At 61.4% G+C, this 22,893-nt stretch carries 18 protein-coding genes; 8 read left to right on the top strand and 10 right to left on the bottom strand.

Annotated features, from left to right (window positions below; all coding sequences use genetic code 11):
• The gene (locus tag ACZ5IL_RS20735) at positions 1 to 1,356 is read left to right on the top strand and encodes an AmpG family muropeptide MFS transporter (RefSeq protein WP_464594317.1); all 1,356 of its coding nucleotides are present in this window, start codon (positions 1 to 3) and stop codon (positions 1,354 to 1,356) included.
• A gap of 65 nt (positions 1,357 to 1,421) precedes the next feature.
• On the opposite strand, the gene yddG is transcribed toward ACZ5IL_RS20735, so the two are convergent.
• From yddG to ACZ5IL_RS20720, 3 genes are all read right to left on the bottom strand, one after another.
• Positions 1,422 to 2,288 carry an aromatic amino acid exporter YddG gene (yddG, locus tag ACZ5IL_RS20730; protein WP_464594316.1) on the bottom strand — a complete coding sequence of 289 codons (867 nt, stop codon included), beginning with the start codon at positions 2,286 to 2,288 and terminating at the stop codon, positions 1,422 to 1,424.
• Positions 2,289 to 2,353: 65 nt separating this feature from the next.
• Positions 2,354 to 3,079 (bottom strand): acetoacetyl-CoA reductase, encoded by a 726-nt coding sequence (gene phbB, locus ACZ5IL_RS20725; protein WP_464594315.1) that lies wholly within the window; start codon positions 3,077 to 3,079, stop codon positions 2,354 to 2,356.
• A 349-nt stretch (positions 3,080 to 3,428) separates the two neighbouring features.
• Positions 3,429 to 4,607, bottom strand: coding sequence for an acetyl-CoA C-acetyltransferase (locus tag ACZ5IL_RS20720; protein WP_464594314.1), 1,179 nt, complete (start codon positions 4,605 to 4,607; stop codon positions 3,429 to 3,431).
• Between the two features lie 318 nt (positions 4,608 to 4,925).
• Here ACZ5IL_RS20720 and phaR point away from each other — a divergent pair, with 318 nt between their 5' ends.
• The 5 genes from phaR (at position 4,926) to ACZ5IL_RS20695 (ending at position 11,376) form a co-directional block, all read left to right on the top strand.
• Positions 4,926 to 5,522 carry a polyhydroxyalkanoate synthesis repressor PhaR gene (gene phaR, locus ACZ5IL_RS20715; protein WP_464594313.1) on the top strand — a complete coding sequence of 199 codons (597 nt, stop codon included), beginning with the start codon at positions 4,926 to 4,928 and terminating at the stop codon, positions 5,520 to 5,522.
• Positions 5,523 to 6,003: 481 nt separating this feature from the next.
• On the top strand, positions 6,004 to 8,043 hold the full coding sequence (locus ACZ5IL_RS20710) for a sensor histidine kinase (RefSeq protein WP_464596953.1): 2,040 nt from the start codon (positions 6,004 to 6,006) through the stop codon (positions 8,041 to 8,043).
• Complete coding sequence (locus ACZ5IL_RS20705) at positions 8,013 to 9,755, top strand: ATP-binding response regulator (protein ID WP_464594312.1); 1,743 nt, start codon at positions 8,013 to 8,015, stop codon at positions 9,753 to 9,755. The genes ACZ5IL_RS20710 and ACZ5IL_RS20705 overlap by 31 nt, the downstream gene beginning before the upstream one ends.
• A gap of 1 nt (position 9,756) precedes the next feature.
• A complete protein-coding gene (locus tag ACZ5IL_RS20700; protein ID WP_464594311.1) occupies positions 9,757 to 10,491 on the top strand; it encodes a response regulator in 735 nt (244 codons plus the stop codon).
• 273 nt (positions 10,492 to 10,764) lie between these two features.
• Positions 10,765 to 11,376, top strand: coding sequence for a sigma-70 family RNA polymerase sigma factor (locus ACZ5IL_RS20695; RefSeq protein ID WP_425906948.1), 612 nt, complete (start codon positions 10,765 to 10,767; stop codon positions 11,374 to 11,376).
• Between the two features lie 319 nt (positions 11,377 to 11,695).
• Here the strand turns inward: ACZ5IL_RS20695 and putA are convergent, their stop codons facing one another.
• Positions 11,696 to 14,701 (bottom strand): bifunctional proline dehydrogenase/L-glutamate gamma-semialdehyde dehydrogenase PutA, encoded by a 3,006-nt coding sequence (gene putA, locus ACZ5IL_RS20690; RefSeq protein ID WP_464594310.1) that lies wholly within the window; start codon positions 14,699 to 14,701, stop codon positions 11,696 to 11,698.
• 317 nt (positions 14,702 to 15,018) lie between these two features.
• Between putA and ACZ5IL_RS20685 the strand changes: the two genes are divergently transcribed.
• Positions 15,019 to 15,612, top strand: coding sequence for a hypothetical protein (locus ACZ5IL_RS20685; RefSeq protein WP_464596952.1), 594 nt, complete (start codon positions 15,019 to 15,021; stop codon positions 15,610 to 15,612).
• Between the two features lie 179 nt (positions 15,613 to 15,791).
• Here the strand turns inward: ACZ5IL_RS20685 and ACZ5IL_RS20680 are convergent, their stop codons facing one another.
• From ACZ5IL_RS20680 to ACZ5IL_RS20665, 4 genes are all read right to left on the bottom strand, one after another.
• On the bottom strand, positions 15,792 to 15,992 hold the full coding sequence (locus ACZ5IL_RS20680; protein WP_011316219.1) for a cold-shock protein: 201 nt from the start codon (positions 15,990 to 15,992) through the stop codon (positions 15,792 to 15,794).
• Positions 15,993 to 16,241: 249 nt separating this feature from the next.
• Positions 16,242 to 16,574: a SorB family sulfite dehydrogenase c-type cytochrome subunit gene (gene sorB, locus ACZ5IL_RS20675; protein ID WP_464594309.1), complete on the bottom strand. Its 333-nt coding sequence runs from the start codon at positions 16,572 to 16,574 to the stop codon at positions 16,242 to 16,244.
• Positions 16,575 to 16,585: 11 nt separating this feature from the next.
• Positions 16,586 to 17,788 carry a SorA family sulfite dehydrogenase catalytic subunit gene (gene sorA, locus ACZ5IL_RS20670; protein ID WP_464594308.1) on the bottom strand — a complete coding sequence of 401 codons (1,203 nt, stop codon included), beginning with the start codon at positions 17,786 to 17,788 and terminating at the stop codon, positions 16,586 to 16,588.
• 234 nt (positions 17,789 to 18,022) lie between these two features.
• Positions 18,023 to 18,283, bottom strand: a complete 261-nt coding sequence (locus ACZ5IL_RS20665; protein ID WP_464594307.1) for a hypothetical protein — start codon at positions 18,281 to 18,283, stop codon at positions 18,023 to 18,025.
• 370 nt (positions 18,284 to 18,653) lie between these two features.
• Between ACZ5IL_RS20665 and ACZ5IL_RS20660 the strand changes: the two genes are divergently transcribed.
• Positions 18,654 to 20,288, top strand: a complete 1,635-nt coding sequence (locus ACZ5IL_RS20660) for a glycosyltransferase family 39 protein (protein WP_464594306.1) — start codon at positions 18,654 to 18,656, stop codon at positions 20,286 to 20,288.
• 55 nt (positions 20,289 to 20,343) lie between these two features.
• Here ACZ5IL_RS20660 and ACZ5IL_RS20655 read toward each other — a convergent pair whose 3' ends face one another.
• A complete protein-coding gene (locus tag ACZ5IL_RS20655) occupies positions 20,344 to 21,390 on the bottom strand; it encodes a YcjF family protein (RefSeq protein ID WP_464594305.1) in 1,047 nt (348 codons plus the stop codon).
• Positions 21,387 to 22,856 (bottom strand): YcjX family GTP-binding protein, encoded by a 1,470-nt coding sequence (locus tag ACZ5IL_RS20650; protein ID WP_464594304.1) that lies wholly within the window; start codon positions 22,854 to 22,856, stop codon positions 21,387 to 21,389. Before ACZ5IL_RS20650 ends, ACZ5IL_RS20655 begins: the two co-directional genes overlap by 4 nt.
• Positions 22,857 to 22,893: the final 37 nt, after the last annotated feature.

Genomic DNA, 22,893 nt, shown 5'->3' with positions numbered 1-22,893 from the left:
ATGAGCGCTCCGGACGTCGCCCCAACCGTATCCGAGGCTGCCTCCCGCGCGTCTTGGCGCGAGAGCATGGCGGTCTATCTGCAACCGCGCGTCCTCATTGTCATGATGCTCGGCTTCTCGTCCGGCCTGCCGCTGGCGCTGTCGGGCTCGACTCTGCAGATTTGGATGAAAGAATCCGGCATCGATCTGCACGACATCGGTCTGTTTGTTCTCGTTGGCACGCCCTATACGCTGAAGTTTCTGTGGGCGCCGTTGGTCGATGCCCTGCATATTCCGCTGCTGACGCGACGGTTCGGCCGCCGCCGCGGTTGGCTCGTCTTTTCACAACTGCTTCTGATCGCGGCAATCTTGTTGCTGGCCTCGACCGATCCGATGAAAGCGCCGTGGTTTGTCGCGCTCGGCGCGGTGCTCGTGGCGGCGACGTCGGCGACGCAGGACATCGTGGTCGATGCCTTTCGCGTCGAGAGCCTGCCGGAAAGCGAGCAGGCTGCCGGCATGGCGGGCTATGTCGCCGCCTATCGCATCGGCATGCTGGTCTCGACCGCCGGAGCTCTCTTCCTGGTCAGCGCATTCGAAGGGACAGGCCTGGTCCGCGCTTCGGCGTGGGCGTGGGGCTACATTAGCATGGCGGTGATGGTTCTGATCGGCACCGTCACGGCGCTGGCGGCCACCGAGCCCGAGCAATCCGTGCGCGCCGAACTGGCGACGCGGGCTAAGGGCGGTTTCGCGCGGGTCATGAATGCCGCGGTCGGCGCATTCTCTGAATTTCTGAGCCGTAAGGACGCTCTCGCCGCGCTCGCCTTCATCGTGCTGTTCAAGTTCACCGACGCGTTCTCCGGCACGATGACCGCACCGTTCGTCATCGATCTGGGCTTCACCCGCAACGACTACGCCGCCATCGTCAAAGGCGTCGGTCTTGCCGCGACGCTGATCGGCGGTTTTGCCGGCGGCTTCGTGGCGCGGCGCTATTCACTGGCGACGAGCCTGTGGATCGGCGGCATTTTGCAGGCGGTCGCCAACCTGTCGTTCTCATGGCTGGCGCTGGTCGGCGTTAATCAATGGGCGCTGGCTCTCGCTATCACAGCGGAGAATTTCACCAGCGCTATCGGCACGGTGATCTTCGTCGCCTATCTGTCGGCGATGTGCCGCAATCCGTTGCACACCGCGACCCAATATGCGCTTCTCACGGCGCTTGCCGCGGTCGGCCGAACCTATCTGTCCGCCAGCGCCGGGTTCGTCGCCGAGGCGACGGGATGGCCGCTGTTCTTCGCGATCTGCGTTGCCGTTGCCATACCAAGCCTGATCCTGCTGGCCTGGCTGCAGCGGCGCGGGCACTTTGCCGCGCTGCAGGCGTAAACGGTGGCGCGGCGAACCGGTACCTACCTCGGGTCAAGCCCGAGGACAGGCTTCGCTCGAGAACGCTATTTCCAGATCATGTCCTTCGCCGCGATCAACCCGCCGCCCGCGATCAGCACGGACGCGACGGCGAGCGCCGCAGTCGGCTTCGCGAAACCCGCCAGTATCAGGAACGCGGTCGAAAGTAGCGGCGTCGCATAAGCGGCCGCGCCGAGCACGCGAATGTCGCCGCGCTTCATGCCGATATCCCAGACATAGAAGGCAAGGCCGACGGGACCGACGCCAAGCGCGGCGATCGCGAGCCACTGTGCCGCGCTGTCCGGCCACACCGTCTGTTCCATGAGCAGATGCGCAACCCCCGCTAGTGCAGCCGTCGCCAGGCAAAAGCCCGCGACCGCGTCGGTTGGAACCGAGGCCAGGCGTCGCGACAGCACCGAATACGCTGCCCAGACAAACGCCGCCATGAACGCCGCCGCAAGCCCGGACATCTGGACGCGTTCGAACACAATCGAGGTACCGCCCGCAAACAGCGAAACCGTCCCGGCCAGCCCGAGGATCGCGCCGATCAGATGATGCGGCGCCAGCCGCTCCCCTGGCAGCATCGAGGAGAACAGCACGATCAACAGCGGCCAGAGATAATTCAGGAGGCCCGCTTCGGCGGGCGGCGCCTGTCGCAGCGCGATGAAATACAACGCATGATAGCCGAACAGCCCTCCCACCCCCACGAGCCATACAACCGCCGGCTGCCGCAACGCGCTGACGCCTTCGGGACGGAGCAGCCAGCTTGTGCAGCCGGCAAGACCACCAATCGCAAACGTCATGGCCGCGAGTTGAAACGCGGGAATGTGCCCGGTTGCGACTGTCATGACCGCGAGCAGCGACCACATCAGGATGGCGGCGAGGCCGATGAGTGTCGCGGTCCGGGAGGTCATGATTTCTTCCTTCTCCTCTCTTGGGAAAAGGAAAGAAGCGGCATGTCCACCCTATGCACTATTCATCACGCTTGATACTGGCCGCCGTTGATGCTCAGCGTCGATCCCGTGATGAAGCCGGCATCGTCGGCGGCGAGGAATATCACCGTGCGCGCGATCTCATCGGGCTCACCGAGGCGGGTCACCGGAATCTGCGGCAGGATGTTTTTCTCGATGACGTCCTTGGGCACGGCCTGCACCATTTCCGTGTTGATGTATCCCGGGCAGATCGCATTCACGGTGATTCCGTTCTTGGCGTTCTCCAGCGCCAGCGCCTTGGTGAAACCGATGTCTCCGGCCTTCGCCGCCGAATAGTTCACCTGGCCGAACTGGCCTTTCTGGCCATTGATCGAAGAGATGTTGATGATGCGGCCGAACTTGCGCGCGCGCATTCCCTCGATCACCGGGCGCGTCATGTTGAACAGCGAGCCGAGATTGGTGTTGATGACGGCGCTCCACTGCTCGAGCGTCATCTTGTGGAAGGCGCCGTCTTTGGTGATGCCGGCATTATTCACGAGCACCTCGATGGGGCCGAGGTCCGCTTCGACCTGCTTGATGCCGCCAGCGCAGGCATCGAAGGAAGCGACATCCCACTTGTAAACGGGAATGCCGGTTTCGGTCTTGAATTTTTCCGCCGCCGCGTCGTTGCCGGCGTAGCTCGCCGCGACGTTGTATCCGGCCGCTTTCAGCGCTCTGCTGATCGCGCCGCCAATGCCTCGCGTTCCCCCCGTCACCAATGCCACTCTTGCCATGCGTCGTCCTCCTGGAGTTCCAGCTTTTGTTTTGACGCGCTTCTTGACGCGAACCGGTGCCCACTTCGCTCGTAAACGCTACGGAAAGCCGGATTTAAAAGCTTTCTAGTAGCCCGATTCTAACCTTCGCATCCCGTCGCAGCGAGCCTTCTTGCGAATGTTAGAATGGAAGGACCACTCGCAAATTTAAGTTGCTAGTGGAGTTCTGAATTTGACGTTCGCGCCCGAAACTCGCGGTTAGGTGGGTCGCGAATGTCAAATTCACTCCACTAGATAAAAATGCTCGGCACGAGGCCGAGCATTTGGTTGTCAGCGCGACTCAATGTCCATTTTCGCCGCCTTCATCCGCTCAGCCGCGCTCAACGCACATGGCGATGCCCATGCCGCCGCCGATGCATAGCGTAGCAAGGCCCTTCTTGGCGTTTCGCTTCTGCATTTCGTGCAGCAGGGTCACCAGCACGCGCGCACCGGAGGCGCCGACCGGATGGCCGATGGCGATCGCGCCGCCATTGACGTTGACCCTGGAGGTATCCCAGCCGAGATCCTTGTTGACGGCGCAGGCCTGTGCGGCGAAGGCTTCATTGGCTTCGATCAGGTCGAGGTCGCCGATCGTCCAGTCTGCTTTTTTCAGCGCGGCACGGGAGGCCGGAATCGGGCCGGTGCCCATGATCTTCGGGTCGACGCCGGCATGGGCCCAGGAGACGATGCGGGCGAGGGGGGTCTTGCCCTCTTTCGCCGCCTGCGCGGCCGACATCAGGACGACGGCCGCGGCGCCGTCGTTGATTCCCGACGCGTTGGCCGCGGTGACCGTGCCGTCCTTCTCAAAAGCCGGGCGGAGCTTGGCGATGGATTCGGCCGTCACGCCAGCCTTCGGATACTCGTCGGTGTCGACGACGATATCGCCCTTGCGGCTCTTGATGGTGACGGGCACGATCTCGTCCTTGAAGCGGCCTGTCTTCTGCGCGGCCTCCGCCTTGTTCTGCGAAGCGGCGGCGAATTCGTCCTGCTGCTGGCGGGTGATCTGGTACTGGCGGGCGACATTCTCGGCGGTGTTGCCCATGTGGTAGCCGTTGAACGCGTCCCACAGTCCGTCCCTGATCATGGTGTCGATCAGTTCAAGGCCGCCCATCTTCACGCCGCCGCGCAGGTGCTGCGCATGCGGCGCCATGCTCATGGATTCCTGTCCGCCCGCGACGACGATATCCGAATCCCCGTTCAGGATGGCCTGATAGCCGAGCGCGACAGTGCGCAGGCCCGAACCGCAGAGTTGGTTGACGCCCCAGGCCGGGCTTTCCACCGGAACGCCAGCGGCGATCGACGCCTGACGTGCCGGATTCTGGCCCTGCGCCGCAGTCAGAATCTGGCCCATGATGACCTCGGAGACCCGTCCGGGCTCGATTCCCGCCCGCTCCAGCGCAGCCTTGATGGCGATAGCACCGAGGGCGTGGGCGGGCGTCGTGGCAAGCCCGCCGTTGAAACTTCCCACTGGAGTGCGGGCGGCGCTGACGATGACGACATCGTCTGACATGGACACCTCCTGGAGCTTAAGTGACTTGCTGGGGCATGAGCGACTTGAAATTCGATGATGACAGGCCGCACCGGCGGTCCGTGATCTACTCAGATATATATCCTGTTGACCTCACGAGAGTGTGTCAATCACGCCAATGTCGGGAAGTTGCACCCGTAGATGATCGTGAGCACTTTCTATGCATTGGCATTAACTGTTTTTTATAAAACGGTAGCCGAAGCGGGCTGAAAGTGCTTACTTTGCTGCAATGCGTTACGTGTTAACCCCATCGTGGATGCCGGCGGGGTTTCTTGTCCTCGGCAGGGACGTGTGGGATCTATGGCGAAATCAGAGACACCGACGACAATCAAGAAATATGCGAACCGGCGGCTCTATAATACCGGCACCAGCACCTATGTGACGCTCGAAGATCTTGCGGGGATGGTCAAGCAGGGCGAGGATTTCCTTGTCTTCGATGCAAAGACTGGAGACGACATCACCCGTTCAGTGCTGGCGCAGATCATTTTCGAACAGGAAAACAAAACGGGGCAGAACCTGCTCCCGACCACCTTCCTGCGGCAGCTGATCCGTTTCTACGGAGATAGCATGCAGATGGTGGTGCCGAAATATCTCGAACGATCGATCGACATGCTGACCCGCGAGCAGGAGAAGTTTCGCAAGCAGATGACAAGCAGCTTCAGCGGCACTCCGTTCGCGCCGCTCGAGGAGCATGTCCGTCGCAACATGGAGCTTTTCGAGCGCACCTTCTCGATGTTCAAGCCATTCGTGCCGCCGCGCAATGGGACCGCCGCGCCCGAGCCGGAGAAAACGCCCGACACTCCCGATTCCGGCGATAATATCGAAGATCTTCGCCAGCAGATGAAGGAGATGCAGGACCGCCTGGAACGGATGTCGAAAGAGCCGAAGAAGGAGTAGGTGTTCGGGTCCGCGATTAGGATTGACCAGATGACGCTGAGGCCGCCGACCGGGAATCCAAGGGGATTTCGGCTCATGCAGAACAGCAGCGCAGTCTCCATGCTCGTACCTGCATCGTATGCGCCCCGCTGCCCCGGCGGGGCCGAACTCCGCGGCCATTGCCTGGCAAGACCCCTCGCGGCCTGCAATTGACGACCGGGGGCGCTTACTCGTCCCAGTCCATCAAGTGCCAGATTGGTATTTCCTCGCGTTGAACCTTTTCTTGAGATGGATGACTCTCACAAAGGGGTCACGCGCCGGTGTGTCGTGCGCGCCGTCAGTTTGTGACTTTCAGGCAGGTCAGCTTGCATCGACCGATGGGGCTTGCCGTGCGCTACAATCGTCGCCAGGCCGTCGTTTTGAAGCTGCTGTTGCCGGGAAAGCCGCAGCGAACGAATCCGCAAGGTAGCCCCATTTGGTTCCAGCCGAGACCCAGAACGGCATAGCCGCAGAGCAGCACGAGGGCCGCTCGGGCATCGTCGGCCTGGTTCGCGCTATTCCGATCCGCTGGCGCATTTTCTCGATCACGGCTTTGAATTCTGCGGCCGTGCTGGTTCTTGCGCTGTTGATATGGAGCGGTGCCAAGACTCTGGGGTCGGCATGGGACGACGTGCGTCAGGTCAGGGACTCCGATAAGATCCTTGTGGTTCTCGAGAGCGAGACCGGTCGACTGCAAAACCTGATCCATCGCTACGTCAATCAGCCCGGTCCCGATCTGTTTGCGGAAATCCTGCTGTTGCGCGAGGCCATCCTCGGCACCTTGAGAGCGCGCGCTTCGACTGACCCGATATTGCTGGGTTCGGTCGACGAACTGGAACGCGCCACCGAACGCTTTCTCAGCGGTTTCAGGGAATTGCGCGCATTACAGGCGACGATTGCCAAGACCTATGAGAACCAAATCCTGACGCCTACCAAGGACATGGCCGGCCTCTATTCGATCATCGAGGGTGCGACCAGTCGCCGCGACGCGCGGATATGGCCGACACTTGGCAAATCACGCGAGGCATTCACGGCGATGCTGGTGGGCGCCAACGCCTACTACCTCGCGCCCGCGTCAACCAGTGCGGACGAAGTCCGAAAGAATATCGATGCGATCGCGCGCACGATCCCGGCGATGATCGATTTTGCCGAAAACGATCTCCAGCACGACGCATTGCAGCGGCTCAAAACACGAACATCTGCGCTGCATGATGGGATCGCGAGCCTGTCCGATCTGCTCACCAAGCGAACTGATCTTTCGCGCAACTCCATCGACGCCAGCCAGGCTGAGACCATCGCCGCGATCGACGGCTTGTCGGTCAAGATGCGTCAGCGTGAGCAGAATGCGCAGTTGACGTTTGACCACACTCTCAAAAGCATCTCCCGCAAGATGCTGTCGATCGCCGCGATCTTTCTCGCCATCATAGTGATTGCCGGCGTTGTCATCGCGCTCAGCATCCGTCTGCCCCTGCGGCAGCTCATGAGGTCGATGCGCGCGATCATGTCCGGCGACTACGGCCGCAGAGTCGCCGGCACCGACGCGCGGGATGAAATCGGCACTATGGCGCGCGCGGTCGAGATGTTCCGCAAGAACGCCATCGCCAAGCGCGCGGCGGAGGACGAATTGCGGGCATCGAAGCAGAGGGCCGAGAATGCTTTGCTAGAATTGAACGCGGTGCAGCGCAATCTGATCGACGCTGAGCGGCTTGCAGTGCTCGGGGGGCTGGTCGCGGGCGTCGCGCACGAGGCGAACAATCCGATCGGCATCAGCCTCACGGTTGCTTCGAGTTTCGCGTGGCGCGCCGACACATTCGACGCCGAATTGAGATCCAAGACGCCACTGAAGCGTTCGCAGCTTGAGGAATTCGTGAGCACCTGTCGCGATGCAGCTCGTCAGCTAGTTGCAAATCTGCAACGGGCCGGCGAACTGATCCAGTCCTTCAAGCAGGTTGCCGTCGATCGATCTCACGCTGAGCGCCGCCAGTTCAGCTTGAGTGAATCCACCGGCCAGATCGTCGCCAGCCTCCGTCCGGTGCTGAAGCGATCCCCGATAAACATCGCTGTCGATGTCCCGGAAGGTCTGATTATCGATGGGTTTCCCGGCTTGTACGGGCAGATTTTGACTAATCTTTTTCTCAACGCTGCCAATCACGCGTTCCCGAATGGGCGGTCGGGTACGATTTCCATCGCGGCGAGCCTGCGCACCAATGATGACATCGAGATCATTTTTTCCGACGATGGTATCGGCATGACACCGGACGTCCAGCGGCAGGCGTTCGAGCCCTTCTTTACCACACGTCGCAACGAGGGCGGCACCGGCCTTGGGCTTCACATTGTCTACAACCTTGTCACACAGCAGCTTGGCGGACGGATGACGGTGGAATCAGGGCTGGGACAAGGAACGACTTTTCGCATTATCATGCCGCGATCCGGCGCCGGCGCTGGCACGGAAACAGACAGCGGGACAGTACAATGGCCTACCAGGATGATCTCCTCGACCTGATTGACGATTCTGGAGCTGATCGCCCCGGGGCGTCGACGGTCCGCAAGTGGAAGGTCGCCGTGATCGACGACGATCGGGCGGTGCATGAAGGCACGCGCTTTGCGCTGAGCGATTACAGCCTCAACGGACAGACGCTGGAGATTCTGTCGGCCTATTCGGCTGCCGAGGGACGTGAGCTGATGCGCGCGCACCCTGACATCGCCGCGGTGCTCCTCGATGTGATCATGGAGACCGACGAAGCCGGCCTCGATCTCGTCGAATTCATCCGTAACGAGCTGCGGAACGAAACCGTGCGCATCATCCTGCGCACCGGGCAACCGGGACAAGCGCCGGAGCGTAGCGTAATTGTCGACTACGACATCAACGATTACAAGGCCAAAACGGAACTCACCGCCGACAAACTGTTCACCTCCTTGACCGCGGCGCTGCGCAGCAATCAGCAGCTCGAACGGATGGTGCAGACCCGTCGCGGCCTCGAGATCATCATCGATGCGGCTTCCACGCTCTACGATTTTAAGTCGATGCAGCGTTTGGCCGAAGGCGTCCTGACGCAGATATCGTCGCTTTTGAACATCGACTGTGCGGGCATTCTGGTGTTGCGCGACGGCGGCGCGGTCGATGATGACTTTGCGGTTCTTGCGGGGTCCGGCTGTTATAGCTGCTTCAGCGGGGTCGACGGCCAGGCATCGCTCGATTCCGATCTCAAGCAGACGGTCGAGGACGCCTTCAGGCGGCGTAAGCACGAATTCGCCGATCACCGTTCGATTCTCTATATCCGCACCGGCAGTGGACGCGAAGTCGTGGTGTTGTTGCAGGCCGAGCGCGATCTATCGGATACTGATCGGTCCCTCGTGGAGATCTTCGGCAGCCGGCTGTCGATCGCATTCGACAACGTGATCCTCTATGAGCAATTGCAGGATGCCAACGCGCAGCTCGAAGACCGCGTGGCGCAGCGCACGCGCGCGTTGATGCAAGCCAATCGCAGGCTTTCCGTGCAATGGCTGCTGTTGCAGCGGGCCAACGGGTTCAAGAATGAGATTCTGGGAACCGTGGCGCACGACCTGAAGAATCCCCTCGGCGTCATCCTGGGGCGGACCGAAATGCTCGCCGAACTTGTCAGCGCAGGCTCGTACGGTGACACCGTCACCGTGCAGGTCGATCACATTCGCGACGCCACCAAGCGCCTGATTACGATGGTCGATCACCTGATTTCAGATGCCATGGCCGACGCCTTCGATATCACTATAAAGCGCGAGCCGGTCGATATCGCGGCGCTGGTCGCCGAGGTCTCCGAGGCCAATCAGCTATCAGCGGTCAACAAGCAGCAAACCATCGCCGTGTCGGCGCCCACCGGACACGTCACGATCTGCGACCAGGACCGGATGCGCGAGGCGATCGATAATCTCGTCAGCAACGCCATCAAGTACAGTCCGGTGGGGGGCAGGATCACGCTGCTGGTCGGCCAGGACGCGGACCACACAATCATCCGCGTCACGGACGAGGGCGCCGGCCTGTCGCCCGAGGATTTAGGACGACTGTTCGGCCGTTTCCAGCGATTGTCCGCAAAACCCACCGCCGGTGAAAGCTCCACCGGCCTTGGCCTGTCGATCGTGAAACGGATCGTCGAAATGCATGATGGTCAGATCAAAGCCGATAGTGGTGGCCCCGGACAGGGATCGACCTTCACCATCATCTTGCCTACGACAATCTGACATGAACAGGAATCCGCATATCATTGTGGTTGACGACGAGGCGCCTGCCCGGGAGATGGTGGGTGACTATCTCAAGATGCATGGCTTCGCCATCACGTTGTGCGACGGCGGCCGAAGTCTGCGCGACGCGATCGGCAGGACAACGCCAGATCTCGTGGTACTCGATCTGAACATGCCAGAGGAGGACGGCCTTTCGATCATCCGCGATCTCAAGAGCCGCACCAATATTCCGGTGATCATGCTGACGGCGACGGCCAGCCCGATCGATCGTGTGGTCGGCCTCGAACTCGGCGCCGACGACTACGTGGCAAAACCATGTGAGTTGCGCGAACTGATGGCGCGTATCCGCTCGGTACTGCGGCGAAGTGCGCCAAAAATGGAGGGCGCGCCCGATGTCGTCGCCGCCACGCCGGCAGGTCAACTCGTTCGCTTCGGCACCAAATGGCTCGATTTGGAGGCTCAGGCCTTGCGGGACGACGAAGGCAACGAACATCCGCTTACGGCGTCGGAGTTTGGTCTGTTGAAGGTCTTCGCCGCCAATCCGAAACGGGTTCTGTCGCGCGAGCGGCTGCTGGAACTGGCCAATGCACGCGACAGCGAAGCCTTTGATCGGGCGATTGATCTGCGAATCATGCGGATCCGACGGAAGATCGAGCCCGACCCCGCAAAGCCCGCGGTGATTCGGACCATCCGGGGTGGCGGTTATCTGTTTTCACCTTCCGGCGACAAATCCTGAGTTGCTCCAACGGCTAAGTCTAACGACGTTCAAACGAACAGTGCTTTCCCAGCTCAGTTGAAACTGACAAAAAATACTTTAATATTCAATGGTTTGCGCCACAGAACCGGTATGCTTTTTTTGCGGAGTATACGCTGGGTTTCGCTGATTGTTTCATCGCTGGGGAGGGGACGAAACAATTGCACCTTCCCGCGAAACCATTTTCTGCTTTCCGTGCAGGCGTTCTGAAACGTGAGACGGCTAATATTCTGCCCAACAATAAGGGGAGCCGTCATGCAAAATGTCATCGCGATTAACGCAGCCGCTTGCCAAGGCATTATCGCTGCCCAGGCAACCACAGATGAGATGCTTCTTGAGCGGATCGCCCACGGCGACCGGGCGGCGATGCATACCCTGTATTTGCGGCATAACGTCCGGGTCTATCGCTTCGTGCTCCGCAGCTTGCGCGACACGACGGCGGCCGAAGATATTGTCAGCCAAGTCTTCTTGGACGTTTGGCGTACTGCTGGCCAGTTCGAAGGCCGGTCACGGGTATCAACGTGGTTGCTTTCGATTGCCCGGTTCAAAACGCTGACCACGATGCGCCAGCGCCGACATGAGGATATCGACCAGGAGAATGTCCGGGAAATCGCTGATGGCGCCGATACGCCCGAGGCGTCGCTCGATCGCAGCAACGTCAGCGAAATTCTGCGAGCCTGCATCGCCAAGCTGTCCCCGGCTCATCGCGAGATCATCCATCTCGTTTACTATCACGAGAAGACGGTCGAAGAAGCCGGCGAGATCATCGGCATTCCGCCAAGCACCGTGAAGACCCGTATGTTCTATGCCCGCAAACAACTCGCAGCGCTTTTAAAAGTGGCGGGCCTCGCAACACTTGCGGCCTGACTAACCACTTAGTTCTGCTGAGTGCCCGCCTAGCAGCGGTCCCGATGCATGACGTTCGGGCCGGTTTGGGCGACATCCCCGTGCTTGAGCGAATATCGGAAAACCGCGAGCGAACCGCGCAGTACCCATCGTCGCTGGCGCCAGCCTGCAATCCCAAGCAGAGGCCTCGGGCGGCCAGGGCTGAATCGATAATGGTCGTTGCACGTCCGAGGGCTTCGCAAAGCGTGAGACGGCGCGGCTTGTCTCTGCCGCCACTATAGCGTTTTCGAGCGAAGTGGAATCCGGTTCGCGTGAAGAAAACGCGTCTGATCAATAAGCTCTAGCCTACTTCGGTCATCAATGCGGCATTGCCGCCGGCGGCTGCGGTATTTACCGTTACGGTTTGTTCGGTGGCAAACCGGGTGAGATAGTGGGGGCCGCCGGCTTTGGGTCCCGTCCCAGACAGCCCATGGCCGCCGAATGGCTGCGCTCCGACCACAGCGCCAATCATGTTGCGGTTGACGTAGATGTTGCCGACCTGAAGCCGGTCAGCGACCATCTCGATCGTATCGTCAATGCGCGAGTGGATGCCGAGCGTCAGGCCATAGCCGGTGTCGGCGATGGAGTCCAACACCCCATCGAGACCGGAGGCGCTATAGCGCACGATGTGGAGGATCGGTCCGAACACCTCTTCGGTCAGTTGCCGCGCGTTGTCCAGCTCGAAGATATGCGGCGCGACGAAATTGCCTGATGACGTGGCAAGTCCTGCGAAATGTACCCGAGCCTCGCGCGTCATGCGCGCGATATGCGCATCGAGCCGATCCTTTGCCTCGCGGTCGATCACTGGGCCGACATGGGTGGCGGGATCGGACGGATCGCCGATCCTCAATTCGCGCGCTGCGCCAACGATCATCTCGATCATGCGGTCGGCCACGTCTTCCTGCACGAACAGAAGCCGCAGCGCGGAGCAACGCTGCCCGGCCGAGCGAAATGCCGAAGTCACGACATCGTCGGCGACCTGCTCGGGCAGCGCGGTGGCGTCGGCGATCATGGCGTTGATTCCGCCGGTCTCGGCGATCAGCGGCACGATCGGGCCATCCTTGTTGGCGAGCGTGCGATTGATCGACCGCGCCACTTCCGTTGAGCCGGTAAAGACCACGCCGGCGATGTCGCGATGCGCGACAAGCGCAGCCCCGATGTGTCCGTCGCCCTGAATGAGGTGAAGCGCCGCCTCCGGAATCCCGGCTTGATGCAGCAGGCGTGCGACCTCCGTGGCGATCCTCGGCGTCTGTTCAGCCGGTTTCGCAACCACGGTATTTCCGGCCATCAGCGCCGCCGTCACCTGCCCCAAGAAGATTGCCAGCGGAAAATTCCAGGGCGAGATCGCGGCAAACACGCCGCGCCCGCGCATACGCAGCGTGTTGCGTTCGCCGGTCGGCCCGGGCAACGGCTGCGTGTCGCCGAACAGCTTGCGGCCTTCCGCGGCATAGTATCGGCAGAAGTCGGCGGCTTCGCGAACCTCCGACACACAATCATCCAGCGTCTTGCCGCCTTCCCGCTGCAGCAGCGCGATGAAGCGCGCCGATCGCTGTTCCAACAGGTTGGCTGCGCGATCCAGGGCGGCGGCTCGCACAGCCGCCGGTGCGCGGCTCCACGATGAAAACCCGCTGCGCGCCGCGGCAACGGCACGGTTCACATCTTCCGGCCCGCTATCGTTCACCGGCATGATTGAGACGTGCTCAGCCGCGACCTCGGCAACCAGCCGGTTCACCGCGGCGCGCTCGCCGAATTCGACGCCGCGCGAATTGATGCGCTCCGGCTGGAAAAGGTCGCGCGGTAGCGGGATCCTCGCGTGCTCGGCACTGTCGGCGCTTCCTATGATATTGGCCGGTCTGCGCAGCAGCGTGTCTAACGGCTTATTGGGATCGGAGACCGTCGCGACGAAGGAGGAGTTGGCTCCGTTCTCGATGAGGCGGCGCACCAGATAAGCGAGCAGGTCGCGGTGACTGCCGACCGGCGCATAGATGCGGCAAGCGATCACGGGGCGATCCTTGCAGAGCGTGGTGTAGAGGGCTTCGCCCATGCCGTGCAGGCGTTGGAATTCAAAGCCGGTCTCTCTGTCCGTCAGTTCGAGAAGCGTTGCGACGGTGAGGGCATTGTGGGTTGCGAACTGTGGAAACAGGCGCGGCCGCAGCGTTAGCAGTTTTTTCGCGCAGGCGATGTAGTTCAGGTCGGTCATCGCCTTGCGGGTGAACACGGGATAGCCGTCGAGCCCGCGCTCCTGCGCGCGCTTGATCTCAGTGTCCCAATACGCGCCCTTCACCAGACGAACCATCATCCGCCGGTTCAGGGCTCGTGCGAGGTCGTCGATATAGTCGATCACGGCGCCGGCGCGCTTCTGATAGGCCTGGACGGCGAGGCCGAAGCCGCTCCAGCCAGCGAGCGAGCGGTCGGCGGCAATGGCGGCGATCACATCGAGCGAAAGCTCCAGCCGATCGGCTTCCTCCGCATCGACCGTGAAGGCGAGATTGAGGGCTTTGGCGCGCTTGGCAAGATCGATGGCGCGCGGAACCAGCTCCGCCATCACCCGCCCTCGGCTCACTGCCTCAAAGCGCGGATGCAGCGCCGACAGCTTGACGGAAATGCCGGGGCGGTCGGGCAGGGGCCTGTCGCCCGCGCCGCGGCCGATCGCCTCAATGGCGGCGGCGTAGGAACTGAAATAGCGGTCCGCATCCGCAGCGGTGCGCGCGCCCTCGCCGAGCATGTCGAAGGAGTAGCGGGTGCATCCCGCGGAATGCGCGTGCGCCCGCTCGAGCGCAGCCTCAATGGTTTCGCCCAGTACGAAGTGACTGCCCATCAGCCGCATCGCCTGCCGCGTCGCCGCGCGAATCGCCGGAACGCCGAGCCGTTTCGCGAGCCGCCCGATGGTTCCCTGCGGCGTCTCGCCCGGTTGGATGACCCGCGCCGACAACCCGAGCGCCCACGCAGACGCGTTGACAAGAAAGGCGCTGGATTTGGTCTCGTGGTGGATGAAGTTGCCTTGCCCGAGCCTGTCCTCGATGAATCTATCGGCGGTCTCGGCATCGGGCACCCGCAGCAGCGCCTCGGCGAGCACCATCAGCGCCAAACCTTCCTTGGTCGATAGTGCAAACTCGCGCAGCATGTCCTCGACGCCGCCGAGTGGGTCGTCGTTTTGCCTGATCGCATCGATCAGGCGTCGCGCCGTCCGATCGATCCGCGTTTCCCGCTCAGGTGTCAGCCGGGCCTCGGCGAGCAGCCGCTCCGCGATTGGCTGGTCATCCGGAGCGTAGGAAACCGAGAACGGCAGTGGAAGCTGGGGCGACATCGGCGGTTCCTGATCACGATGATTCTGGATTGAATCGATGCAAAATCACGAACGTGATCGATTCCCCGATTTTTGAGCGGGAGCGGTCCCGCTAAGTTCCGTGCACAAACTTTCCGGTTCTGGTAGCAGCATGTGAGCGGCACGCGTTATCGATAAATAGGATCGCTGTTGCGCTTGCGCGACCCTCTCTCCGCGCGAACAGGCTAATCTCAGTCCGGGATCGGATATCAGGTCGAGGGACGATGGCGGGCTTTCCGGAACGACAACATGACCGCGCCTGCGTGCGCCGCCTGTCTCGTCTGCTTGTGGTGGGCGCGATGCTGCTCATGGCTAACGGCGTGGATCATCCTGTCGAAGCCGCAGAACTCAGTCCGGGAATCTCGCAGCTTTATACCTCGGTTTCGATCAATCCCCCGACCGCGGAATCCATGACGGTCTGCTACGGTTTCGTCTGCCGGCGCCGCGAAAGTCTTGACTTCACGTCCGCCGACCGTGCCGCGTTGGGGCGGGTTCTGGCGGCCGGCCGCTCATCGGCCGCTGCGGAACGCCGGGCTGTGCAGAAGGCGGTGGTCTGGTTCGATCGCCGCATGGGATCGATCCTGGGAACCGACAGGCGTGTGGCGCGGGCTGATTTCCGGGCCGGCGATGACAAGCACAATTTCGATTGCTGGGACACGACGCGCAACGTGACGAGCCTGTTGCTGGTCCTGCAGGGCTGGGGGCTTCTCAAATTTCACACCGTGGGAGATCCGCATTATCGCGGCAACGCGCTTGTCTTGCAGACCCCGCATAACACCGCGGTGCTGGTGGAGCGTGCCACGGGTGTCGAGTGGGTCGTTGACATGTGGACGCGCGGCTTTGCGCAATTGCCCGATGTCATGACCGTGGATCAATGGACCAAGCAGAACTGAGACAATGCCTTCCTGCGCGACTTTGCCACGAAGATTACCCGATCGTCGTCGCCGGCGAATTCAGTCTGCGCGGATAGCGTAAACCTGATGGCGTCGGCGGAGCCCATGTCGTTCGCCCGGAATGGATCGCGCCTGCCAGGACGCGCTTTTATCCGAGCCTGAAGGATCGCGTCGGCGCGTCAAACCTTCAGGTTTTCGGCCGAAGTTTTGCCTCGATTGGCAACTTCTTCGAACTCAACCGTCTGTCCCTCGTTGAGGGTCGAAAGACCTGCTCTTTCCACGGCCGAAATATGGACGAACACATCCTTGCCACCCCCGGCCGGCTGGATGAAACCATAACCTTTGGTCGGGTTGAACCACTTCACAGTACCCTTAGCCATTCCCAAGTCTCCGCAGGATTGAAACAGTCGTCGGCCCCCGGAACCAGCTTGTCCGACGGCGCACAAGATACGCGGTCTCGGTCCGGCTTGATAGATCAAACATGAAGGCCGGTACCATTTTGCCACAATTCTGAGATGCCTCAGACCGCCAAGTACAAGGGGTCTCGCCCGACCGGGGTAGCGCCGGGGGGCCGCAGCGGCCGGTGTCCCAAGCTTTCCGGGGGGCTCTCGGCGAATACCCTTGCGACGTCAATACGTAGCAGTGAGATAGTCGACGATCTTGCTGATGTCGGTCTCATCGATCTGCGCGCCGTACACCTTGATCATCTTGTTCACTTCCGCCTGCCAAAAATCCTTTTTGAATTTCGGGCCGCGTGGCTGGATCGCGATGTAATCCGCCGAATGGCAGGCCAGGCAATTATTCTTTACGACGTCGACATTGAGTCCTGGTTTGAATTCGATCGTTTCGCGCGGGAGCTTGTAGGAAAGCGGTTCGGCGATGGCCCCCGTCGACTCGTAGGCGCAGGCGCTCGCGGCCAGTCCGATGCCGGTCGCGAGGGCAAGAACAACTGAACGCGTCATGAGCCTCTCCCTCAAGAGACCGAGACGCGAACGGTCTCGGTGACGTTGCGCATGTAACCGGCCGGATTCCACGTGGCATCAGACGGCTGCACCTGACCGCCATCGCTGGTCGCGCGCACCTTCAATTCGTGTGGACCGGCAGTAAGCTTGACCGGAACCTTCCATTCGCGGAACGAGTATTTACCGTAGTTCCGACCGAGCCGCGCGCTCTTCCAGGTCTTGCCGCCGTCGACTGAAACCTCGACATTCTTGATACCCGTGCCGCCATCGAACGCGATTCCCTTCAGAATTTTTCCGCCGCGCCTGAGTTGCGCGCCCTCGGTGACGTTGGTGATGAAGGAGCGGACATTGAGCCTGTTGATGGGGACCGTCGCTGTCGGCGTGGTGCCCGGTTCGACGCAGGCGCAGGCATTATCGGGAATGCGATAGGCCGTCTTCATCCAGAAATTGTCATAGATGCTGTCGATGACGGTGATCTCACTGAGATGCTTTATCCAGTAGGTGCCGTAATATCCGGGAACGACGAGCCGAAGCGGAAAGCCGTTGAGAAACGGCAGGTCTCTTCCATTCATCAAATAGGCCAGCATGACTTCGCCGTCGCGTGCGTGATCGACATCAAGCGCCTTGGCAAAATCTGGGGTCTTGTCGCTGACGGGGCCATCCATGCCCCCGAAAACCACTTGCTTGGCGTCGTGCTGTACGCCGGCCTGATCGAGCAGGGTCTTGAGCGAAACGCCGCGCCAGCGTGCGTTGCCCATCGCTCCGTGACCGAGCTGGCCGCCTGCGACGCGGGGATTGACGAACCCGCGGCTGTTGCCCGAGCACTGATTGACCGCGACGATCTCCGTCTGCTTCATCTTTTTGATGTCCTTAAGCGACAGCTTGAGTGGACGATCAACCTTGCCCTTGATCTCGAGCGTGAAGGTGTCGGGATCGATGTTGAGCGGGATGTCGGCAAGATGATAGCGGACAAAGAAGGCGTCGTTCGGCGTGATTGGGCCTTCGTTGAAAACCGAGAACGGTGTTTCGAGTTGTGGTGGCCGGCTGGTGATTCCGATCATCGGACGCTTCTGTGGATATTTGACCAGCGGACGTTCGCCGTTGTCGAAGGGCATCGTCACGCTGTCGAGCGCCAAGGCTTTGAAAGGGGTCAGGCCGATGCTAAGCGTCAGTCCAGCGCCGATGCGTTTCAGCATGTCTCGTCTGTCGAGCATTGGCTTCCTCCGAAGCTTTATTGACATGGCCCGTCATCACGGGTCACAGCTCTGCAAGTTTGTCACCGGACAGCGGCAAGTCAATCGATGAGATCCGAATATGCCGTTCGATGCGATCGATGGATCGGATCGCGAGATTTTGATGCGGCGGCATGACAACAGCCCGTTGCTCTCAACGCAAAAGCCCCGGCCGCTGGGCGGCCGGGGCTTTCTTGACCGGACAGGAAGGTGCGATCAGTCGCAGACGTTGATGGTTCGCAGGCGGAAGCCGAACGGGGTCGGCACGCGGCGCACGACGTAGCAGCCGTCGTCGTAACCGCCGATATAGGCAACGCCGAAACTGTGGCCGAAATGGCCGGGGCCGAAGTGGTGGCCATGATGCCATCCACCGTGTCCTCCGCCATGCCAACCGTGAGCCGAAGCGGCGGTCGGAGACAGCGCCATCGCGCTGAGGGATGCTGCGGCAACAAGCCCGAGAGCAATCTTACGAAACATGGTCGTTCTCCTTTTAGATGAAGCGCGTGATGCGCGGGTTTCAGGTTCAAAGCGATTTTCAGTTTTCAGTTGAGGGCTCTTGCTTGGTCTCGCTCTTGCCCGTCGTAAGTTCGTCGCTTGCTTTGAAAAGGCGGTTCGAAGAATCCGGCCGACATTTTTCTGAATGGACGTTCAGACATGCGGGGTTTCGAGCCCAATGCGTGTGCGAAATCTCACACGGTGCGAATGCCGCTGAAAAATATGCGTGAACCAAGCGGCGACGGGCCGACCGCGCCTAGATTGACACCGAGGACCGGGTGGTCAAGAAACGCGAGGAAGCTGCCGGAGAACCATGCGAGGACGCGCGACAGGTGTAATCCTCGACATCCAGATGACAATCGCACAGTCCGATAAACCCGCGTTGCCACCGGAGCGTCCCGCGCTTTCGTCGCTGCTTTGGGTCGCGGCATTGGTCGCTGTGATGACCGCGATGCGATGCGTCTTTGCCGGCACGCTGGATTTGCGCACCGACGAGGCCTATTACTGGACTTGGTCGAAGGAAAGCGCGCTGTCCTTCCTCGATCATCCCCCGATGATCGCGTGGTTCATTCGTTTAGGTACTGCCATTTTCGGCGATACAAATTTCGGCGTCAGGTTTGCCGGGCTGCTGGCGATGCCGATCTCACAATTGCTGCTTGCCGACATCGTCCGCCGCGTTACGCACGACATCCGTGCCGCCATGCTGGCGGTTCTGATGATGGAAGCGGCGCTGTACTACGGCCTGCTGATGGCGAAGGTCGCGCCCGACATTGCACTGATTCCGTTTGAACTGGCGATGATCTGGTCGCTGGTGAGGCTCACGGAGAGCGGCGACGCGCGCTGGTGGCTCGCGGCCGGTGTTTTCGGGGGGCTCTCGCTGCTGTCGAAGCTGACTGCTTTGATGCTGATGCCCGCCATTGCCGCCTTCATCCTCGTGCCGGACTGGCGTTGGCGCTGGCTACGCAGTCCGTACCCATGGACCGCGGCGTTGATCGCCGTTGCGGTGTTCTCACCGGTCCTGATCTGGAACGGGATGCACGACTGGGCTTCGTTCAGGTTTCAGTTCGTTCGCGCGACGTCGGCACATGATCTTACACTTCGCACGCTCGGCGACTACATCGGTCTTCAGTTCGGTCAGGTCGGACCGATCCTGCTGCCTGTGGTGCTGTTCGCGGTAGGCGTTACGGCATGGCGTGGCTACCGGCATCGCGATCCCGTCGCCGTACTGTTGTCTACCGCCGTACTCGTACCGTTCGGGTATTTCCTCTGGAAATCGCTGACGCTTCGGGTCGGCGACACTTGGCCGATGTTCATCTGGCCGTTGGGTTTCGCGGCAGCGGCGATCGACATTGCAATGCGACGGCGCGAAAACTGGCCGGCGTGGATGCTGAAATGGTCAACGTTCTGGGCCAACGCCGCGATTGTGTCGGGTCTCTGTCTCGTCGTCGCGATCTTTCTCTATTACACCGTCAGTCCGTGGAATTTCATCGGCAAGACCGATCCGATCGGCGGTGAGGCGGGATTCGCGCAGGTCGCGAGCCGCGCTGAAAGCGAAATGCAAAACTCCGGTGCAACCTGGATCGCAACCGTCGACTACCGCGTTTATGCGATGCTGCGCTGGTATCTCAGGGATCGCGTGCCGGTGATCCAGATCAATGAGCGCAGCCGTTTCTTGGGCTTTCGGGATCCGGGTCGCGACATGATTGCCGGGCATGCCGGGCTCTATGTCGCCCGAGAGCCGGAAGATGTCTCGATTCTGGCCTCGACCGCGGCGGTGCTCACACCCCTCGGTCAGGTCCAGCGGACCTGGCGGGGGCGGGTCATGGCCACCTATGTGCTGGAAAAGCTGACGGGCTGGACGCCGGAGCTTTCGCCGCCACCGGACTCGCCATTTTACAAATGGCGACAACTGGCCGAGGGCGGGGCGGTTTGCCGTCTAGGGTCTATTTCAACGGGAGCGAATCAGACTCTGGCCACATCCTTGTAAGAGAGGATGATCTTATCCGAAAACCGGTACTCCCTTTTGCGGAATACGCGTGAGCTCAGTTGCCGCTGTCTCGCTTGCGCAACAGATCTTTTACAAGGTCGCCGAGCGCGGGCCGCGGCAGCGCCGTGAACGGCATCGGCCGGGTAACGTCGATCGCCGCCAGCCCGAGACGGGCGGTCAGCAATCCGTTGAGGACGCCTTCGCCCAGGCGCGTCGATAGTTTCGCGGCGATGCCCTGACCGAGCATCTGCTGGATCAGCGTGTCACTCGCCGCCATGCCGCCGGTGATTGCCAGATGCGCGATGACATGGCGCATCAGCCGGATCATCCCGAGCGTACCTGGCCTTCCGCCATACAGGCGCGCAAGCTGCCGCACCAACCGCATCGCCGCGGCAAATACGAACAGCACATCCACGACGGCGCGAGGGCTGACCGCGGTGACGATCGACACGCGCTGCGCCGCCACCGATACGAGCCGGCGCGCCTCTTGGTCCAGCGGAGCCATCAGTTCGCGTTCGGCGAGCCGTACCAGATCGGCGCCGTCGATGATGTCAGTGCGATGGCTCCGCAGCATCGCCCGCGCCCGCGCCTGGTGCGGGTTGTTGTGGGCAAGTTTCACCAGATCGTGCACAACCGTATTGGCTTCCTTGCGATCGTCAGTCGCGATTGCAGCCAGCGCTCGCCGATGCAGATTTTCGATGGTGGCGAGACGGGTAAGGCCCGCGATCTCGCGTACCGCTATGACGATCGAGGCGACGACAAACAGCGCCGCCAGCATCAGTCCGAGGAAACCAAGCCCCTCGCTGCGTGCGAACAGGTCACCAATCAGGTTGATGGCGCCGAGTACGGTGCCGAGCAGGATGAGCCCGGCGAGTGAGGACCAGAACAGCACTCCCCAGCGAAATCCCTTCCGCGCCGGAACCGGAGGCGCCTCCAGAGGTTCCGGCAGCAGCACGGGCTCAGGCTCGGGTTCCGTCTCCGGCGTGATGCTGATGCTGCCGCGAGCAACCCGGCTCGCGGCCTCGTCGTGCTCCAGGACTATGACGTGCGGATCGTCGAGCTTGAAGGTAACGGGACGACGCAGGCCGGAACGCTCACTCATTGCAGTCGATCTCCGATCAGGAACTGAAGCGCCCGGTCGAGGCGGATATGGGGCAACGATGGCTCGCCAGTTCCTTCGTTTTGGAGGCGTGGGGGACGAAAGCGCAGAAAACGAAAGTCGGCCTGATCCATAGCGGATGTCGACAGCCCGCGGAAAGCGCCGTTTCCGCTGAAAAGTTCCTTGACATCCTCGGGCAGGTCTCCGGGGAATGTTGCGACTTCGGTGTTGCCGTCGAAGGTCTCGCCATTGGCGGCTTCGCCGGCAAGGGGCGTGCCGAGTATGGACGGCAGTTTCTCGCGACCGCATCGCACCTGCGCCTCGCGCGTGGCGCGGACCGCGGCCAGGGCGACGACATCGATGGCGGCGCCGGCGACTTCGGCCCGCGAGGCGGCGCGTTCCACAATGCGTCGAAGGATCGCCTCAAGCCGGTCATGGCTGGTGTGATGCAAGTGGTCGGCCTTGGTAGCGGCGAACAGGATGCGATCGATCCGCGGCCGCAATAGTGTACTGAGTAACGTGCTGCGGCCGACTCGATAGCAATCGAGGATTCCGGCAAGCGCCGCTTCGAGATCATATAAGGCTTCCGGCCCCGAATTGAAGGCGGCGAGTGTATCTACCAGCACAATCTGGCGGTCGAGCCGCGAAAAGTGATCGCGGAAAAACGGCCGCACCACGAGATCCTTGTAGGCCTCGTATCGCCGCCGCATCATCGTCCAAAGCGATCCATCAATCGGGATTCCGCCGGAAGGCAGATCAAGCGGCGCGAAAGTGAGCGCGGGCGAGCCCGCGAGGTTACCCGGCATCAGGAAACGGCCGGGCGGCAGCAGGCTCATGGCGAAACGTTCGTCCCGACACGCGCGAAGATAGTCGGTGAACAGCCGGGCGGCGGCGAGTGTCGCCTGTTCATCCTCGCGGGCCGAGGGCCGCAGCGTTGTGAGATGATCGTGCCATGCGTGTGCAAGGCGCGCTCGTGGCTGTTGCCGCGATAGCGCAAGGCTCTCCGCCGACCACTGTTCATAACTCTTATCGAGCAGCGGCAGATCGAGCAGCCATTCTCCGGGGTAGTCGACAATATCCAGCGTCAGCGTTTGGTCCAAACCATTCTGCCGCTGATAGCCGATTACGAGCCGTAATTCGCTGATGTCGACCGTCGAACTTGGCCAGCGCCGCTCTGTGATCAGTGTGTTGACGTGATGTTCATAGCTAAATCGCGGTACGGCGTCGTCCGGCTGCGGGGCAAGCTGCGCGCGGGCGATGCGACCGCTGGCGAGAGATTCAAAAACCGGAAACCGGCCGCCACGCGACAGACCATGCACAAGCGCCGTGATGAACACGGTTTTGCCAGCGCGTGACAGGCCTGTCACGCCGAGCCGGATCGTCGGGTTGAAGAAGTTTTCGCCGTAGTCCAGCAGCGCGCGTGCCGAGAGGCGCGCTTCTTCAAAGATATCGGAAAAGCTGGCGGCCATATTGATGTGATGTCGGTGATGAAGCCTGCAATGTCGC

This window comes from Nitrobacter sp. CN101, assembly GCF_055390255.1.
The sequence above is the reverse complement of the archived record's forward strand: the minus strand, read 5'-3'. Positions and strand labels throughout refer to the sequence as shown.

Bases quoted from the DNA above. Each gene is read 5' to 3' on its own strand.
- ACZ5IL_RS20700 (WP_464594311.1), top strand. From the start codon at position 9,757: ATGAACAGGAATCCGCATATCATTGTGGTTGACGACGAGGCGCCTGCC.
- sorA (WP_464594308.1), bottom strand. From the start codon at position 17,788: ATGCTCGACAGACGAGACATGCTGAAACGCATCGGCGCTGGACTGACG.
- sorB (WP_464594309.1), bottom strand. From the start codon at position 16,574: ATGACGCGTTCAGTTGTTCTTGCCCTCGCGACCGGCATCGGACTGGCC.
- putA (WP_464594310.1), bottom strand. From the start codon at position 14,701: ATGTCGCCCCAGCTTCCACTGCCGTTCTCGGTTTCCTACGCTCCGGAT.
- ACZ5IL_RS20680 (WP_011316219.1), bottom strand. From the start codon at position 15,992: ATGGCTAAGGGTACTGTGAAGTGGTTCAACCCGACCAAAGGTTATGGT.
- ACZ5IL_RS20650 (WP_464594304.1), bottom strand. From the start codon at position 22,856: ATGGCCGCCAGCTTTTCCGATATCTTTGAAGAAGCGCGCCTCTCGGCA.
- ACZ5IL_RS20695 (WP_425906948.1), top strand. From the start codon at position 10,765: ATGCAAAATGTCATCGCGATTAACGCAGCCGCTTGCCAAGGCATTATC.
- ACZ5IL_RS20735 (WP_464594317.1), top strand. From the start codon at position 1: ATGAGCGCTCCGGACGTCGCCCCAACCGTATCCGAGGCTGCCTCCCGC.
- yddG (WP_464594316.1), bottom strand. From the start codon at position 2,288: ATGACCTCCCGGACCGCGACACTCATCGGCCTCGCCGCCATCCTGATG.
- phbB (WP_464594315.1), bottom strand. From the start codon at position 3,079: ATGGCAAGAGTGGCATTGGTGACGGGGGGAACGCGAGGCATTGGCGGC.
- ACZ5IL_RS20685 (WP_464596952.1), top strand. From the start codon at position 15,019: ATGCTGCTCATGGCTAACGGCGTGGATCATCCTGTCGAAGCCGCAGAA.
- ACZ5IL_RS20665 (WP_464594307.1), bottom strand. From the start codon at position 18,283: ATGTTTCGTAAGATTGCTCTCGGGCTTGTTGCCGCAGCATCCCTCAGC.
- ACZ5IL_RS20705 (WP_464594312.1), top strand. From the start codon at position 8,013: ATGGCCTACCAGGATGATCTCCTCGACCTGATTGACGATTCTGGAGCT.
- ACZ5IL_RS20660 (WP_464594306.1), top strand. From the start codon at position 18,654: ATGACAATCGCACAGTCCGATAAACCCGCGTTGCCACCGGAGCGTCCC.
- ACZ5IL_RS20655 (WP_464594305.1), bottom strand. From the start codon at position 21,390: ATGAGTGAGCGTTCCGGCCTGCGTCGTCCCGTTACCTTCAAGCTCGAC.
- phaR (WP_464594313.1), top strand. From the start codon at position 4,926: ATGGCGAAATCAGAGACACCGACGACAATCAAGAAATATGCGAACCGG.
- ACZ5IL_RS20720 (WP_464594314.1), bottom strand. From the start codon at position 4,607: ATGTCAGACGATGTCGTCATCGTCAGCGCCGCCCGCACTCCAGTGGGA.